13 protein-coding genes are annotated in these 18,154 nt (G+C 41.1%); 7 read left to right on the top strand and 6 right to left on the bottom strand.

Going from position 1 to position 18,154, the window contains the following annotated elements; all coding sequences use genetic code 11:
* The first annotated feature begins 117 nt into the window (after positions 1-117).
* Positions 118-1,392: a hypothetical protein gene (locus KDU71_RS08850; RefSeq protein WP_212189800.1), complete on the top strand. Its 1,275-nt coding sequence runs from the start codon at positions 118-120 to the stop codon at positions 1,390-1,392.
* Here KDU71_RS08850 and cobT read toward each other — a convergent pair.
* The 4 genes from cobT to KDU71_RS08830 are packed head-to-tail and all read right to left on the bottom strand — an operon-like array spanning position 1,389 to position 5,914.
* A complete protein-coding gene (cobT, locus tag KDU71_RS08845) occupies positions 1,389-2,471 on the bottom strand; it encodes a nicotinate-nucleotide--dimethylbenzimidazole phosphoribosyltransferase (protein WP_212189799.1) in 1,083 nt (360 codons plus the stop codon). The genes KDU71_RS08850 and cobT overlap by 4 nt on opposite strands.
* Positions 2,471-3,418 (bottom strand): adenosylcobinamide-phosphate synthase CbiB, encoded by a 948-nt coding sequence (gene cbiB, locus KDU71_RS08840; protein ID WP_212189795.1) that lies wholly within the window; start codon positions 3,416-3,418, stop codon positions 2,471-2,473. The genes cobT and cbiB overlap by 1 nt, the downstream gene beginning before the upstream one ends.
* Entirely contained in the window at positions 3,415-4,458 is a 1,044-nt protein-coding gene (locus KDU71_RS08835; protein ID WP_212189786.1) for a pyridoxal phosphate-dependent aminotransferase, read from the bottom strand. The genes cbiB and KDU71_RS08835 overlap by 4 nt, the downstream gene beginning before the upstream one ends.
* Positions 4,436-5,914 (bottom strand): cobyric acid synthase, encoded by a 1,479-nt coding sequence (locus KDU71_RS08830; RefSeq protein WP_212189784.1) that lies wholly within the window; start codon positions 5,912-5,914, stop codon positions 4,436-4,438. The genes KDU71_RS08835 and KDU71_RS08830 overlap by 23 nt, the downstream gene beginning before the upstream one ends.
* 152 nt (positions 5,915-6,066) lie before the next feature.
* Here KDU71_RS08830 and KDU71_RS08825 point away from each other — a divergent pair, with 152 nt between their 5' ends.
* Together KDU71_RS08825 and KDU71_RS08820 are read left to right on the top strand one after the other, a co-directional pair.
* Positions 6,067-7,062 carry a DUF3667 domain-containing protein gene (locus KDU71_RS08825; RefSeq protein ID WP_212189782.1) on the top strand — a complete coding sequence of 332 codons (996 nt, stop codon included), beginning with the start codon at positions 6,067-6,069 and terminating at the stop codon, positions 7,060-7,062.
* A 57-nt stretch (positions 7,063-7,119) separates the two neighbouring features.
* Positions 7,120-7,707 (top strand): DUF3109 family protein, encoded by a 588-nt coding sequence (locus tag KDU71_RS08820; protein ID WP_212189780.1) that lies wholly within the window; start codon positions 7,120-7,122, stop codon positions 7,705-7,707.
* A gap of 47 nt (positions 7,708-7,754) precedes the next feature.
* On the opposite strand, the gene KDU71_RS08815 is transcribed toward KDU71_RS08820, so the two are convergent.
* Entirely contained in the window at positions 7,755-8,753 is a 999-nt protein-coding gene (locus tag KDU71_RS08815; RefSeq protein WP_212189778.1) for an SRPBCC family protein, read from the bottom strand.
* 113 nt (positions 8,754-8,866) lie between these two features.
* Positions 8,867-10,393, bottom strand: a complete 1,527-nt coding sequence (locus KDU71_RS08810; protein WP_212189776.1) for a glycoside hydrolase family 10 protein — start codon at positions 10,391-10,393, stop codon at positions 8,867-8,869.
* 154 nt (positions 10,394-10,547) lie between these two features.
* Here KDU71_RS08810 and KDU71_RS08805 point away from each other — a divergent pair, with 154 nt between their 5' ends.
* From KDU71_RS08805 to KDU71_RS08790, 4 genes are all read left to right on the top strand, one after another.
* Positions 10,548-14,876 carry a response regulator gene (locus KDU71_RS08805; RefSeq protein ID WP_212189770.1) on the top strand — a complete coding sequence of 1,443 codons (4,329 nt, stop codon included), beginning with the start codon at positions 10,548-10,550 and terminating at the stop codon, positions 14,874-14,876.
* Positions 14,877-14,881: 5 nt separating this feature from the next.
* Positions 14,882-16,447 (top strand): LamG-like jellyroll fold domain-containing protein, encoded by a 1,566-nt coding sequence (locus tag KDU71_RS08800; protein ID WP_212189769.1) that lies wholly within the window; start codon positions 14,882-14,884, stop codon positions 16,445-16,447.
* A 116-nt stretch (positions 16,448-16,563) separates the two neighbouring features.
* Positions 16,564-17,148, top strand: coding sequence for an RNA polymerase sigma-70 factor (locus KDU71_RS08795; protein ID WP_212189766.1), 585 nt, complete (start codon positions 16,564-16,566; stop codon positions 17,146-17,148).
* Between the two features lie 8 nt (positions 17,149-17,156).
* Positions 17,157-18,128, top strand: a complete 972-nt coding sequence (locus KDU71_RS08790; protein WP_212189765.1) for a FecR family protein — start codon at positions 17,157-17,159, stop codon at positions 18,126-18,128.
* Positions 18,129-18,154 lie beyond the last annotated feature (26 nt).

Here is an 18,154-nt window from a genome sequence, read left to right as displayed (position 1 = left end):
CAAACTTTCCTCTCCTCTCAAATCTCTCAAATAAAATCTAATTGTCATTATCCAATTGAATGCCAACGTTTTAATAAAGTATGGCAATCATATCTAACAATAGATAAATTAATGCGTATGAGAGGTTATATCTTAGCACTATTACTCCTGACTACCAGCTTCACTTTTGCCGGTAACAACATTCAAGACTCCATTACAAGTGTCACTAATCAGTATCCGGGACTGGGCAAGGCAGCTTCTGGTATATTCTATTCAGATAAGCCATGGTCAGTAAGTGGCTTTGGAGAGATTAATACAGTAACAACACCCGGCTATACTCCTGACAAGGATGCATTAGGCGATATCGAACTCTATTACAGCAACCTCTACCGACTTGCCACATTCTTTGGCTACAGATTCAATGACAAATTGATTATTAACTCGGAACTGCAGGTTGAATATTTAAGCTCCGGACAGGAGAGCCATACCGAGATAAACTTTGAACTCTTTATGGACTATCGCTTCAATAAAGCATTTAATCTGCGTGCCGGTTTTCATCCCTTAGGTATTGGCTACATCAATAGCAATGACGAGCCAATTTTGTTTTACTCTGTTAACCGGCCCGAAACCGAACGATTAATACTTCCATCAACCTGGATAGAGTTGGGACTGGCTGCCTATGGACAACTATCGCCCAGCATAAGCTATTTTACCAGTGTTGTTACCGCTTTGGATGCACAACACTTCAGAAGTGCTACCTGGGTAAGAAATGGTCGCGAAGCATTTGACTTGAACTCCCTTGCCTGGGTAGGTCAACTAAATTATACTAACAAATCGGGATTAGACCTGAACATATCGGGCTATTACGGTTCAAACGGCAATGATGCCTATCAAATAGAAGATGCTTCACAGCAACTCAATTCTAAACTATCACTATTATCTGGCTATGCACGATATGCCCGTCAAAATTTCAGAGTACTAGCTGCCGGGACTTACGGGTGGCTGTCAGATTCCTATGGAGTTTACCATCTTACTAGTCAGGATAGTAATAACGGACAGGTTCTGGGATCACAAGTATTTGGTGCCTACACCGAGGCAGGCGTTGATATTCTTCACTGGCTCTGGCGCCACCGGAAAGACATCAATAAAACAATCTTGGACACGCATGAGATGAAATGGTCGTTCTTTGTCAGGTATGAACACCTCAATACACACCATAAGGTAGATAGCCGACTAAGTGAATACCCGCGCATACAAAACTATATGAATATACTGGCATTAGGCACCAATATTAACCTTACCGAAGATATTGTTATTAAAGCCAATTACCAGTTCAGGCAGAACCTTACTCCTTCGGAGTTTTCGATACCAACTGGTAATTGTTTTGAATTTGGACTCGGGTTTAACTTTTAATTATTACTCTCATCAGTAATTCGTATTCCAAGGTTGGCTGTGTTAACAATAGCTGCTTCATCAAAGGATGTCATTTTGTTTAACATAGCCACCGCACCTTTCACAACAGCATAAGCTACCGCTGCACCTGTTCCTTCTCCTAAACGAAATCCTAAATCCAAAATTGGCTCACCCCCAAGATAATCGACCATGTGTTTATGCCCTTGCTCCTGCGACTGATGAGAAAAAAGGGCATAGTTGACAACATTAGGTTCAATGGCATACGCTGCCAGCAAAGCCGAAGTTGTTATAAATCCATCAGTTATAATTATCATTCGGCGGGCAGCCGCTTCAAGCATACCTCCTGCTATGGTAGCAATCTCAAGGCCACCAAAGCGTGCCAGATTCTCAATGGCATTATCAGAAATTCCATGCTGCTTGATAGCATCTCCTAACACCCTGGCTTTATTCATAACACCTTCTGTAGTTAAGCCCGAACCAGGCCCAACAGCCTTGTCCACATCCAGCCCGGTGAAAACTGACAACAAAGCAGAAGCTGGTGAGGTATTACCAATCCCCATCTCCCCAAAACCAACTACATTAGTGCCTTCATCCGCTAACTTTGCTACAATATTGCGCCCATTATCCAATGCCTGCAGACATTCATCCATGGTCATCGCCGGTTCTTTTGAAAAGTTACGGGTACCTTTCCTCACCTTTGCATCTATTAGCCTTGGGTGTGGCTGAAAGTCAAAATTAACACCCGCATCCACCACTTTTAAATCAAAACCATACTCCTGCGAGAAAAGACCTATGCCTCCACCTCCATTAAGAAAATTCAGGCACTGCTGCCAGGTTATCTCAACCGGACAAGGACTTACTCCCTCATCGCAGATGTGATGATCAGCTGCCACTGTTAGCATCACCGGTTTACTCAATTGAGGTGTTAAAGAACCTTGTATCATGCCAATTTGCTTAGCCAGACGTTCCATCTGCCCCAGGGAACCAACAGGCTTGGCTTTCTGATCAATTTTATATTGAAGCTGTTCGGCCAATTCATCCTGAAGTGGCTCAATGTTAAGGTTATCCAGTTTAATCATTACTGAAGAATTATATATCTTATTACTACACACAAAAGAATACTACACAGGCACACCAAGTGGTTCACCTTCGCAGCTTTATACACATCGTTCAATTGCAATGGACGCTCATTGATACCAATAAACGGTTTATCAACCATCTGACCATGATAAATATTTGGCCCGCCAAATTTGGCATCTAAAAGACCTGCCAGCGCTGCCTCAGGATACCCGGCATTGGGGCTACTGTGTTTATTACCAAACATGGCAACAAACCGCATGGCACGCACTGAGCCTGTCACTGCAGCCATTAATAAAGCCGTTATGCGAGCCGGCAGATAATTAGCCGCATCATCAATATAGGCCCCTGCCCGCCCATACAACAGGTAACGCTCGTTCTTATAGCCAACCATTGAGTCAAGTGTATTAATCATTTTATAAGCCATCATACCCGGAACACCTAATAAGATGAACCAAAAAACAGGGGCAACCACTCCATCACTCAAGTTCTCTGCCATGGTTTCAAGAGCCGCCTTTCTTACCTGCTGTTCGGACAGTTGAGAAGTATCCCGCCCCACTATGCGACTCAACTGCCGGCGACCAGCCTCTATCCCGTTTTTTTCTAAGACCTTAAACACATTAACACCTTCCTTAATAAGCGTTTTGTTGGCCAGGCCGTAAAAGAAGAAAAGCATAGTCAGCAAAGCATTTAACCACACACCAACGTGTTGAGACCAAAACATAAGCCAATAAAACGCCAGATATACTAACATTATTAGCCCGACACTGGAGAACAAACCTTTAAGTAAACGATAGCTACCTTTATTTAACCGATGCTCTGAGAAACTAATCATCCGCCCAAAATAAACCACAGGATGGGGTAACGCTATCGGATCGCCCAGAAGTAAATCAAGCAAATAGGCCAATACGACTGCCAATACCAGCCATAAATCTGCATATTCAATCATTGGAATATACTTTTAAAGGCTGTTATCAGGCTATCATTTTTATCTCGCGAAAGAGTAGCCAGCCGTATATGGTATTCGCTCAAGGTTCGGAAATTACTGGCATCGCGCACCAGCAAACCATACTTTTCCACTAATAATTGCTTTAATTCAGCTGCCAGCATAGGTGTTTTAACCAGAAAATAGCCTGTTGAAGACGGATAGACTTCAATACCGGGGATGGCTGCAAGCTCAGTCCTGAAAGTCTTTGACAGACTCAGATACGTTAATAATTCAAGCTCATCAATAATTGGTTGGCGAAGGGCAAATTCACCTGCTTTAAGCGCCAGACTATTAACCGACCAGGGCGGCCTATAGACGGATAATTGACTAACAACAGCCTGATGACCTAATACATATCCCAGTCGCAATCCAGGCAAGCAATAGTTTTTAGTCATCGACTTAAGGATCAGCAGGTTCTTAAACCTGCCAATATATGGAATCATGGACATATCCTCGATGCAAAAATCAGCATAGGCTTCATCAATCACAAATGTGGTCTGAGGATTATTCTTAATGAGATCGAGCAATAGCTCTTTTGAAAACACCTCACCTGTTGGATTATTGGGGTTGCATAACCAGAATAGCCCTTCAGGTGTATTCATTCCATCTGAAAGGAAACCTGCGCCACAATAACTAATCTGATGATTGTAAACCTGACATGCATGCTCATATTCAGAAAAAGTGGGGGTAATGATGCGACTGCTGGCATTGGCATAGCTCTGAGCAATGTAAAATATAGCCTCAGCGGTTCCGTTACAAACCAACACCTGATCTTCAGCCAAATGGTGATTATCTGCCAAAGCAGCAGTAAGCGATTCACTTTGCAATTCAGGATAGTTGGCAATGCAGGACATATTACCTTTAAGACAGCTAAGCAACTCCGGATGAGGGCCTTTATACCACGTGTTAGTACTAAAATCAGCAATTATATCATGACAATAGCGATAAGCATCATTGCCATGAGCAAACTGACTGCTTTTACTGATTAAGGATACCGGCATTATCATAAATGGTTTTTATATTAATGTGCTGACGCAAATGTGCTGCCAGACGATCGTATTCGTTTTCTTTAAACTCATTATACGAAAACAATGCACCTGGTTCATTGGTATAAGGTGCTACCAGCCGATCAATTACCTCCTGGTTATCAAGTATCCCATGCATATAGGTTCCCCAGCAATATTCACTCAGATAAATACCATCGGCATGTCCGTCAATTGTGGTAACTAACTGGCGTACATTACTGTGCATCGTACTTTCACCCATATGTATCTCGTAGCCGGCACAAATACCCCTGCCATCAAGAAAAGTAAATTGTTGCTGCACCGTTTTTTTATGATTCGTAATCACCGTGGTCATAGGCAGTAGCCCGATTCCTTCAACTGTCGAAACAATACCTTCAATATTATCCGGATCATCAATACGCTCACCCATCATCTGGTAACCTCCGCAAATACCTATAATTGTTTTATTAGCCTGCTGCATTTGTTTTAACAGAGCTGGAATACCTTTTTCGCGGATGTAAAGCAAATCTTTGATTGTACTTTTTGAGCCCGGGAGAATAACAATATCGGCCTTTTCAATTTGAGATAGCTCTGTTGAATAGTATACATTTATGCGCTTATCAAACTGCAAAGCATTAAAATCGGTAAAGTTTGACATCTGCGGCAACTTTACAACAGCTACATTCACTTTGTCCTCTACGGGTATATTATTTCGGGTTTCAAGCGCCACCGAATCCTCGTCCTCAATATAAATATCGTTAAGATAAGGTACTACACCCACTACCGGAATACCAGTGAGGTCTTCAATTATCTGCCTGCCTTCGTCAAACAAACGCACATCACCCCTGAATTTATTTATGATTATGCCCTTCAGTAATGCACGCTCCTCTTCATCAAGCAGCATTACCGATCCATAAACACTGCCAAACACACCACCGCGCTCAATGTCGCCCACTAAATAAACATCTGCGCCAGCCCGGGCAGCCATGCGCATATTAACTATATCACGTTTCTTCAGGTTTAACTCAGATATTGAACCTGCCCCTTCCATAACAATGGGCGAATATCTTCCTGACAGTCGACTGAAAGTAGCATAGGCCTCATCAAACAAACGGGCATTATCATCTTTACGGAAATACTCATAAGCCGAACGATTGCCTACTGGTTTACCATTCAAAATGACTTGTGACATCATTTCGCCGCTTGGTTTTAACAGAACAGGATTCATATCGGTATGACAGGCTATTCTGCATGCCTCGGCTTGCACAGCCTGAGCCCGGCCAATTTCATAACCTTCAGGCGTAGCATAGCTATTTAAAGACATGTTTTGTGCCTTAAACGGAGCCGGGTGAAAGCCATCCTGTTTTAAAATTCGGCAAAAACCAGCATTTAAAACACTCTTACCGGCATCGGAGCAGGTACCAACAAACATTATCGGTTTGTGCATTTTCATAAGTAGGGGTAAAATTTTGCCAAATATAGCAATTAAAGATCAGGCGTCAGGGACTTTCACTACTTATTAACTTAAGACTTATACACAGTTTTTGTCACCAAACCAATAAAAAATTATCTTTAGGACCAATTCTAAACCCAGTTATAAATCTTATGAGTACGGCCGAACACCAAACCGAGAATGAGCTAATAATTTGTAAAAACTGCGACAATCAATTTAGCGGCAAATACTGTTCAAACTGCGGACAGTCCGTAAAAGAGCTCGAGCGCCCCATCCGCTTTATGATAGCTGATTTTATGGGCACCATCATCACCTTCGATACCAGACTGGTAAAAACCCTGGTGACCATACTTTTTAAGCCCGGCCGACTGACGCTTGATTACATTGCAGGCAAAAGAGCCAGATACATGCCTCCTTTCCGTTTTTACCTGTTCATCAGTTTTGTAATGTTTTTACTCATGTCTATTGTTACTAACAATTCGATACAATACAACTACGACAATACCAAAAATAAAGTAGAAACTGGGAAAGCAGAAATAACTGCTATGGTTGATTCGGTTAAGCATAGCAACGATTCTATTTATGTAGCCGCACGCGAAGCCATTAAAGCAGAATTGGATAGTTCACAAATAGATTCGACAGAGCTGGACAAAATGGACTCATTTATTGCCGACATTGAAAATGCAGTTGAGGATGTGGATGATAGTGACTCGAAATATGCAAAAACAGCCAGAATGATCAAAGACTACCCCGAACTATACGTCAACAAGCTCTACCAGTTCACTTCGTGGTCACTGTTTCTTTTTATGCCTATTTTTGCTTTTTTCCTGTGGATTAGTTTCTTCAGAACACGCAGTCTGTATATCGGACATTTAATTTTTGCGCTCAATATCCATTCATTTATATTTACCATTACTGCCATCGTCATTGCTGTCAACATCATTTTCAAAAACTATTCGGTAGGTTGGATTGGCTATCTGTACTTTCTGGTACCTCTTTATCAAATCATTGGAGCTAAACGTCTCTATCATCGTAAGTGGATTAATACCTTCTTTAAAATGACATTGGTATGGATGATGTATGGCTTTGTGTGGCTAATAGGTCTGATTATATTGGCTACTTTAACGTTTTTTGGCTTAAACTCATAAACACACAATGTGAGCTATTTTTCTATCTTTGCAGCGCTTTATTTAAAACAAGGATAGATGATTCAGATTGATGATAAGATAATTAGCACTGACATATTTGAGAAACGGTTTGTTTGTAACCTGGACAAATGTAAAGGTGAGTGCTGTGTTGAGGGCGAATCGGGTGCACCGTTGGAAGACGACGAAACCACTATTTTGGAAGACATCTACCCGGTTATTAAGCCTTACCTTACTGAAACTGCCATTGCCGAAATTGAGAAGCAAGGCAAATGGATAGTTGATAGCGATGGTGATAAGGTGACGCCCATTATTAATGGCAAAGAATGTGTCTATACTTATTTTGATGAAAAAGGCATCTGTAAATGCGCCATTGACAAAGCGTATCAGGAAGGTCTGATTGACTTTAAAAAGCCGGTTTCCTGTCATTTGTACCCCATCAGGGTAACCAAATACCCCGATTTCGAAGGCTTGAATTATCACACCTGGCCCATCTGTCATCCGGCACGGGAGTTAGGCAGCCAACTGGGAGTTCCTGTCTACAAATTTTTGAAAGAGCCTATCATTCGTAAATATGGCGAAGCTTTTTACAATGAGATGGAAGATGTGGAAGAAACCCTTCGCAAACAAGGCTTACTTAGTAAATAGCTGGTGGCATGCAACAGCATAACACCACCAGCTTATCATTTTGAACCTCATTTAACCGGAATATAAATGGCTGTCAGCCAGTTGGCAGGATCTGTTTCATTGGATGGATCATTCAGATATATTTCAATTGGGTCTATCTTTTTATTAACCTTGAGGCGCTTATACCTGGCATAGCTATAAGCAGCTGCCCAGCCATTTCCCAGATGCTCGTAGTCACCTTTAAAAGTCACTTTAACTGCTTTTATTGTTGGATAAATTTCTTTATAAAACTCACCATCCAAAACAATTGACTGATTCACAGGCACACCAGATGAATATGTACATTCAGGATCAGTAAAATCAAATTTGTGATAGATCGAAAATGCTGAGTCACTCTCAACACCCTCCTTTTCGCACAGTTCGTTGATTTTTGCAAATGTTGCTTTCATTGAAGGACCAACCTCGTACATAGGGCAAGTTTCTCTGATGGCTATATAATCAAAGCCATCGAGCGTTGCTACGCCATCAATCTTCACTTCCGAATCGATTTTACCTTTTTCTATAAAATCCTTAATCATCTTCAGTCCGCGTTCATAATCCATACGGATCCATGGCTCCATCTGCTTGGCCATGAATTTAAAAAAGAATGGCATTTTGCCTTTCATTCCCCAGGTTACTTCACATCCTCCATCTACTTCGGTAAACCGCCAGTATACCTCCGACTTTGACTTAAAAGGTTTTATAAATCTTATTTCCTGCAAAATAGATGCATTTTCAACAATATCCAGATGCTCTATCTCTCCCGTACCTACCAAATCGCCTACCCAACTATTGACAGCTCCGGTTCCAAGGCCATTGTTAGTTACATCCACCCTGGCATCTGGCTCCATACAAAGCCATGGCGACCAGGTTGGCCAGGTTTTGAAATCAGCCACCAAGTCAAAAACCCGCTCACGCGAAGCCTCCACTACTTGCGATTTCTTAACATGATAGGAACCATCGATACTGAACAGCCAGATAAACACACCGACTAAAATAACGGCAAGAAAAATTAAAGCTATCTCCATAACATAAAGGATTAGTGATTTTTAAAACATGGAAGATAACGAAGTTTTTAGGCGAACGCAAACCTCTTTAAGATAGCTTAGAAATAATCTTGTCGTGTCCTTTAATCTGGCATTTAAAACTCTACCACCAATGGTTCACTTAAAGTTCCTTCGGTATTACCTGCTCCCAGAGCCGCTACCCTAACTATATATTGTCTAGCAAAGCCATTTGCGCGCTTCGGTATCCTATACTTATTATCATACACCACATCCAATACAAACCTGGCATCATCGGGCGAAAATGCATCAAAAGCCTGATATCGGTAAATAATGTATTTCTCAGGTGCAGCATTGTCGTCATTGGTGCTTTTCCATTTTATCTTTCTCCTGGTCGCTTTAAGCTTTTCAACATCTCCAGCTAAAGCAGCACTTTGGCTATTAGCGTCATAGATTGCCAACGCTTTGTTCCGATAAAAGGTATTTATCAGCGAATCTTGTAGACCCAGCAAATCGCGTTTCAGATGTTTATAACTAAAGAACACACTGCCATTAAGATTGCTGGAACTCCTCACAAATCCAAGTTGAGACGGCAACTGCTTAACATCCTGCCAATCGGCCTTATCCGAACCAATTTTGTAAATACCATGACCAATATAAACTGGTAGATCATAACTATTCTCATTCCACCAATTAACTAATACCAGATAGTTGGCTACCGGATGCGATGTTCCCCAATATAGCTGCGGCACCACATAATCAATCCAGCCATTCTGCATCCATTTCAGCACATCAGCATAAAGACCATCATAATTGGTTGTTCCGGCTTTTGTATCTGAACCAAGCGGATCATCTGCTTTATTACGCCAAACACCAAAAGGACTTATTCCAAATTGCACCCATGGTTTTGTTGATTGTATGGTTGCCTGTATCGATTGTATGGTTTGATTGACATTCTCTCTACGCCAGTCGGCAATATCATCAAATTGCATCTGTCCATAACGCTGATAATACATAGAATCAGGAAACACCTGTCCGCTAACCGGATAAGGATAAAAGTAATCGTCCATATGAACTCCATCAATGGCATAATTTTCTACCAACTCCTCTACAACCTTGTTAATATGTTTATTGGCACCAGGATGTCCCGGGTTGAAATAAAGCTTATTCCCATATTCTACAAACATTTCGGGCGTGTCATGGTAAGGGTGCTTTGCAGGTAACTCATCCGGCATATTCATGGAGGCTCTATAAGGGTTAATCCAGGCATGTAGTTCAAGTCCGTGAGCATGTGCGTGCTCGATCCAATACCGCAACGGATCATACTTTGGCGACTTACCTGCCTCACCCGTCAATACTTTGGACCACGGCTCATAAGCTGATTTATACAGTACATCAGAAGCAGGCCTGACCTGCAGAAATATAGCATTGAGTCCCAATTGCTTGCAATGCTTAATAATTTGCAAAGCCTCTGCCTTTTGTTCTTTCACCTTCAGTCCAGGTTGGCTGGGCCAGTCAATATTTGCCACAGTGGCGACCCAAACGCCTCTCATCTCATTTTTGGGCACCAAAGACGGCTCCTGTCCCAATAATAAACAGGGAGCAATTACGTATAAGACAATAATGAGACTAAGCTTTGTGGCATTATTTGTGTATAGTGGCATCTTACTATTTTGTTCTGAGAACCAAAAATAGTAAAGCTAAATAAATTACAAACTTAATATTGATGAATCTGTTATTATCAAATAACCGTTTTTCAGGAGCTTAAAATGTTCTTATCTTTATAAGCTCAATATTATATCAGAAAACTAATTCCATATGGGGCTACTTAAACTGGGAGGAATGGCCAATTCCATACAAAGAAAAGTTTCTTTTGCATTTGTCATTATCATTCTTATAATGTCAGCCGTATCCTTTCTCAGTATCAGGGGTATTCGTCGGCTTTCGAATGTAGTGGAAAGCACAGAACAGGTAAATCAGCTTCAAAACAGCATATTTCACCTCCGCCTATATGAAAAACGAGCTTTTCTTTCAGGCAATACCGCTCTTATTAACAAAGTTGATTCCCTCACATTCAGCATCAGTTCGCGCCTCCAAAACATCAGTCAATCAGAAGCTAACCCGCAAACAAAAGAATTACTGGCGCCGATGCATGATTTAGTAACGGCCTTTAATAAAGATTTCAAGCTATATGCCTCCTTACATAACTACCAAAATATCTTATCATTTAAAACGGATAGTATTTATGATGTTATTGAAAAAGAAGAGCTGCGCCATCAGGAGCTCATTGAAGACTGGATTGCAAAAAAACGAACTATACAGCAGACAACGCTTGAATACTACAACAAAGCACATGCCCTGTTAATAGCCATACGCTCTATGCAAAATCGCATTGAGATTGACAACCTGGGACAGGCCAGGCGCGACTCCTTGGAAACCTGGTTTGACAACACCATAAACCTCACCTTTACCATTGAAAATCAGGTCAACAACATTGAGGCTCGCAGCCACATGAAGCAATTTAGAGCTGACTTGCGTCACTACGAGCAAACCATCTTCAGAACCTTAGATTTAATTAATAACCTCAATGCCGTTCAGACATCATTAAAAAGCAACGCCAGCACCTTACAGAGAACTGCTGAACAAGCAGCAACCATTCAATCGCAAATGCTAAGTAAGTGGGGCGTACTTAGCCTGCGCTTTTTAGTAATTCTGGTGGCAGTTGCAATCATTGCAGGTATTTTAGTTTTACGCTTTTTTGTTTTTACCATTACATCGGATGAACGTAAAAGGCGCCACGCCGAAAATGCAATTGAAGACAACAGGCGCTTGCTCGATGATATTATAAACAACTCAAAAGCACTCATATACGTCAAAGATCTGGAAGGCAGGTACTCCCTTGTTAACCAAAACTGGTGTGATGAGGTTGGCCTCAAAGAAGAAGATGTGATTGGCAAAAAAGCAGAAATCCTGTTTGCCAAAGAACCCGTTGAGCAGTGGCGCGAAGTGGATCTGCAAGTAATTAATAGTGGTATCCCCATCCACTATGAAGAAGAAATTGAGTTACGAACCGGTAAGCGCTACTTTTTATCCAATAAGTTTCCAATCAGAAATAAACGCGGTGAAGTACAAGCCATTTGTGGTATATCAACGGATATTACAGAGCTGAATAAGGCATTGCGTGATTTGGAAAGAAGCCGGGAGAACTACCGTAACATTGTAACCAATGTGCCTGGTATCGTATACACCGGCTTGGTGGATGACAGCCGAACCATGCTGTTTCTAAGCAGTGGTTTTAATAAAGTTACTGGTTTCGAACCTGAGAATTTCCTGGATGGCGTTCAGTCATTTACCAACCTCATTTTTGATAATGACAGAGAGCGGGTGCTTGATACAATTAAACAGGCTGTTGCCCAAAACCGCTCGTATGAGGTGGAATACCGCATAACCGATGTGCGCGGTGAAATGCGCTGGCTGCACGAAAAAGGCATGTCGGTCAAACAAAGTGAAGGTGGGCATTACCTGCAAGGTGTAATGATTGATGTAACCGCTACCAAAGAAGCGATCTCGGAAGTTATGATGCGCGACCGCTTTCTGGAAGGCGTTGCTGAAGCTGTTAAAGAACTGATTGCCAACCAAGACTCTACAGAAGCCATACGTAAATCCTTGCGCATTGTGGCACAAAGTGCAATGGTTGATCACTCATTTATTTTTAAGAATGATGAGGCACTAGGCGACAACCAACCTTCTGCATCGCATTTATACGAATGGCAAAAGGATCAAATAAAACCCATTGAACGCACCAACCTTCAAAATATTAAATACAGCCAGATTGGATCGCGCTGGTTTCATTTCCTATCTGACAAAAAAGACATCACGGGTTACAAAGATGATTTTGTTGAAGAAGAGCAGTTTTTATTCAATGAGTTAGGACTGGAAAGCCTGCTGGTGGTGCCTGTATTTGCCCGTAATACATTCTGGGGATTTATTGGCTTTGGCAACACCGATAAGGGCATGCCTTGGGTTGAATCGCACCGCGCCATCTTCAGAGCATATACAGTTACATTGGGTATTGCCATTGCCAAAGAGAAAGATGCAGTTCTATTGAAAGAAGCCAAGGATGATGCCGAAGCAGCTACAAAGGCTAAAAGTGATTTCCTGGCCAGAATGAGTCATGAGATCAGAACCCCTATGAATGCCATTGTTGGCTGGACACACCTTGCCATTGAGAAAGAAGTGAATCCGGGACAGAACGATTACCTGAAAAAAATTCAGGGTAGTTCTAAGTCATTACTTGGCATTATCAATGATATACTTGATTTCTCGAAGATTGAAGCCGGCAAGCTCAGCATTGAAACAATTGACTACGATCTGGAACAGGTATTTGACGACCTGAGTAATATGGTGGCCTATAAAGCCCACGAAAAAGGCCTCGATTTTATTTATGCGCTCCATGCCGATGTACCACTTAACTTGGTTGGTGATCCACTGCGCTTATCCCAGATATTGGTCAACCTGGTTAACAATGCCGTTAAATTCACCAATAAAGGTGAAATTGTCACCAGTGTTCTGGTGCTGCAGGAAGATGATAATGAAGTGGAGTTGCTTTTCGAGGTGAAAGACACCGGCATTGGCATTAAAGAGGATCTGCAGGAGTACCTGTTCGATTCATTCTCCCAGGCCGATGTATCAACCACGCGTAAATACGGTGGTACCGGACTAGGATTGGCTATCTGTAAGCGCCTGTCTGAACTGATGGGTGGCAGAATCTGGGTAGAAAGTACCTATGGCGAAGGAAGTTCATTCTTCTTTACGATGAAGGCTGGTAAACAAAAAGTCCAAAAACGCGATCTATTAATTCCACCTGAAGACCTGGAAAATAAGCATGTATTGCTCCTTGACAACCATCCGGCCACCTCTTCCATTATTAAAGATATGCTGGAGTTGCTTAAGTTTAGAGTGACATTAAAAAGACGTTGCGATTCTGCGATGATCAAGCTTGTAGAAAGTCATCAGTCCGATCCTATCGATTTGATCATTGCCGACTGGAACATTCCTGGCAATAAGTTCAGTCATGCTATACAGGAGCTATACGTGAATAACACAAGTAAAGTACCAATTCTTGTGCTCATCAATGACTTCGGTCAGGACCATGACCTTCAAACCTTTATAAATAACAAGGCCATCGGTTCAATCATAAAACCGGTTAACTTCTCAACACTACACGATGCTTGCCTGGAAGCATTTGGTAAAGAAAAGACCAAATTGGCATGGCGTAAAAAAGAACCCGGATTATACCTCAATGAGCTCAGAGAGCAAGATGAAGTAAAAGTACTGTTGGTAGAAGATAACGAGACCAACAAACAAATCGGAATAGAATTACTGGAACTGGCAGGTTTAAATGTGGATGTCGTATCAAACGGTAAAGAAGCTATTGCTGCTGTTCGCGACGGAGGCCCCAACTTTTTTGACCTTGTTCTAATGGACATTCAAATGCCTGTGATGGATGGGTTTGATGCTACTAAAGGCATATTAGCCATGGAAGAACATGCCAGCCTGCCAATTATTGCCATGACAGCCGATGCCATTGGTGGTATTAAAAAGAAATACCTCAATGCAGGCATGGTGGATATGATAGCCAAACCCATTGATCCTGAACAAGTCTATAAGAAAATTCTGAAATGGGTGGAAAAAAGAAGAGGCAGTAAACGCCACAAACGTAAACCCATTGCGATTGTTGAAAAACCAATAATAGAAATAAAGCCTGACAGTAATAATTTGCCAGAAATAAAGGGAATTAATGTTAATGAAGGAGTTAAGAGATTTGCCAACCGATGGGACTTCTTCAAACGCCTTTTGCAACGTTTCTATTTCGATCATACCAATTTTGTGTCGGAATTTAATGCTGTAAGAGAGGATGAAAGAGATGCTGCCGAACGTATGTTGCACTCTTTTAAAGGTATTGCAGGAACCATTTCGGCACCTAAACTCTATGAATTAGCTATTCAAACTGAGCAGGATTTTAAAAATGGAGAACCCGCGTTTAATGAGCACTTCAAAGAATTATCTCAAGAATTAGAAACTATTTTGAAAGAATTAAGTACAAATAAAGCAGTTGATGTTGAGGGGTTTGAAAAACCAAAATAAGTTGCATGATACAATATTGTAAATGGATAGTTTCCGGGCTTCTGTTAATCGCTCTGATGGCTTGCCAGGATGAAGAACCTGTTAGCAAACCAATAATTGCTTATCACTTTAACAATACGTTAAAGAACTCGGGAATGGTAAAAACAGCCATTTACGGACCCCAAGCAGCATCTTTTGCCTATTCAAAAAAAGATACCAGTCTCGATTTATCGCTCAATGCCTCAACACGCCAGCCGCTTGCTATTAAACTAAAAGATAACTTTTCATTGAGCGACTATAAAGGTTTCACGGTGGCCTTTTGGGTCAAGAAGTTCCCATCAGATCCTCAGAATTATACTATTTTATCACATACTTATCAGGATTCAACCAGTGTGCAAGGCTGGAAAATCAACACACCCGCCAATGGCTCCTGGGAATGGCATCTGTCAGACGGCTTGGATGACTGGTACTACCAACCAACAGCCAAACAAACCATTAACGATGGTAAATGGCATTTGTTAGCTTTCTCCTATGACAAAGAATTAGAAGAAGCCCGCTTATATTATGACGGCAATAACGTTGCTGTCATTTCACTCCAAAACAACAAATTATCACTCAACAGCACCCTGATTCATCTAGGTATAGCCTATAGTAATCAGCACAATAGAGATTTATTCAATGGCGAAATTGATGATTTGCTAATTTGGTCAAGAGTAATCCCCGATAAAGAAATACAATTGCTGCACCGCCAAAAGGCCAGGAAAAAATTACAATCAGAAAACGTAAAGGAGCAGTTTAAAGTAATGACCTGGAACATATGGGATGGAGCTGTTCACGACGGCCGATTTGTTGGGATTAAGCGCATTACCGAAATCATTGAACAGACTGATGCTGACATTGTTGTATTACAAAAAGCAGGACAAGCAGCACCGTTTATTGCCGATGCACTAAATTATAAAATATACCAACGCAGCAACGACTTATTTGTGCTAAGTCGGTTTCCAATTATAAATGCGCACAATGTATTTCAGCCCGAAACTGTGGGATGTATTGAGCTTTCATTACCTAACGAAAAATCATTATTCATCTGCCCGATAAACTTGAACGCATCACCCGATTTATCAGCATATATCCAATCAGGCGTTGCAGATACAGACTCGATCCTGCAATGGGAATCGGCAACAAGAGGTAAAGAATCTCAGTTTATACTTAGCGAGCTCAATTATCAAATTACCAACGCCAACAAAAAGCCAATAATAATCGCAGGCGATTTTAATTCAGGCTCTCACTTGGACTGGACAGCAAAAAACGCGCGACATAACTATGGTTTGGCAATTGCATATCCAACAAGTTTAAATTTTGAGAAGAACGGATTAATTGACACCTACAGAAGCAAGCACCCTGATGAAACCAAACACTTTGGTTATACCATTTCGCCCCGCTTCGACAGCATCATGAAAAACAGGACCAACTTCATCTATTACAAAGGCCAGCAACTTAAGCCTGTCGATAGCTATTTAATTGATGAACACCCAAAAACGTTCCCTTCTGACCATGCAGCTCTAGTGACTACATTTACATGGGAGGAGTAAATACACTCCTCCTAAAACCATTGGTTAGCGATAAAAAAGGACTGGCACTAAAAAAAATACGTAAATTGGATAAGGGAAAAACCCATTTGGCATGTCCTTTAATAAACTAGTTGTAAATGACTGTACAGTTAGACCCAAATATCCAGGATCGTATGCTTTTGGAAAAAATTAAAGCAGGTGATGAACGTGCTTTTGAGCTGGTTTTTAAAAACTATTACCCGCACCTGGTGCTGCTTGCTCAAAAATACCTTGGAGATAAAGATCTATCTGAGAGTATTGTACAAGGTGTATTTGTAAAAATGTGGGAGAAAAGAAGGGAAACAGATATCAAATCACTGAAAGGCTTTTTGGTGGTAGCCGTTCGAAACAAGTGCACCAATGAGCTGAAACACCGTCAGGTTGTCTATCAATACGAGAAAAATCAAACCGAAAAGCCTGAGCCTGTTTGGATGTCGTTTAATGAAAATGTGTACCTGAACAAAATTAACAGTGTAATAGACGAATTACCTGAACAGCGCAGGCGCATATTCAAAATGAGCCGAATGGATGGCCTGAAATACAAAGAAATTGCAGAGAAACTAAATATATCGCCAAAAACAGTTGAAGTGCAAATGGGAAAAGCACTCAAATATCTGAGGGAACAGTTGCAAACTCTCAAAAAGCAAATGTTGGCAACCTTATTATTATTGCTAATGCTTTAATTGTGTGAATGATGAATAAAGAGAACGAAAATATTCGCTGGAGCCTGTTGGCTAAAGATGTGTCGGGAGAGCTGAGTACCGAAGAGCATGAACAGCTTCAAAAGGAACTGGCCAACAATCAGGATATTGAGAAACAGGTGAAAAAACTTTGGGGAGATGCTCACTATGCACAGGCCCTTAAAAATGTTAACACCAATAAAGCCTGGAGTAACGTTAAATCACAAATCAACTCCAATAAAAAGAGTATCGTGTTTAAACGCTATATGGCCATTGCGGCAACTCTGGCCATTATAATTGTTTCCAGCCTGTTTGTAGGAATTATTTCGAAACAACAGACTACTGTTATTAGTACCGCACATACTATTGAAAAGGTGGTTTTACCAGATGGCACCATAGTTGACCTTAACCATGGAAGCACCATTACTTTCCCCAAAAAATTTAAGGGTAATACACGAAAGGTGCAGCTTAATGGTGAGGCATTTTTTGATGTTGCCAGAAACGAATCCGTGCCATTTATCATTGAAACCGAACAGGTCAATATCCGTGTGCTTGGTACATCTTTCAATGTGAAAGCCTATGGAGGCGCAACAAATACTGAGGTTATTGTAACAAGTGGTAAAGTAAAAGTCGACTCCAAACTTAGTAGCGAAAATGTAATTCTTGAAGCAGGAGATGCTGTTAACTACTCAATAAACTCAAATACTTTAGAAAAACACAAAGTATTTACTAACAATTACAAAGCCTGGAAAACAAAGGAACTGGAGTTCAACAACACCAGCCTATCTGAGGTTATTAAAACAATTGAAGACAGCTATCATATATCAATAATTGTTGGCGACAGTATTGTCACTGAAAACAAAGTTTTGAATGCAACGTTCAGCAAATATTCTCTTGAACATGTGCTGGAGTCTGTTTGTACCTCGTTTAACTTACAATATTCAAAACAAGGCGATGCATATTTCATTGAGAACAAGCATTAAGTCAATATTAATGGGCTAAAACAAAT

The organism is Carboxylicivirga sediminis, assembly GCF_018156225.1.
Lineage (GTDB): Bacteria > Bacteroidota > Bacteroidia > Bacteroidales > Marinilabiliaceae > Carboxylicivirga > Carboxylicivirga sediminis.
Note: the sequence above shows the minus strand (reverse complement) of the source record. Positions and strands in the feature narration are given on the sequence as shown.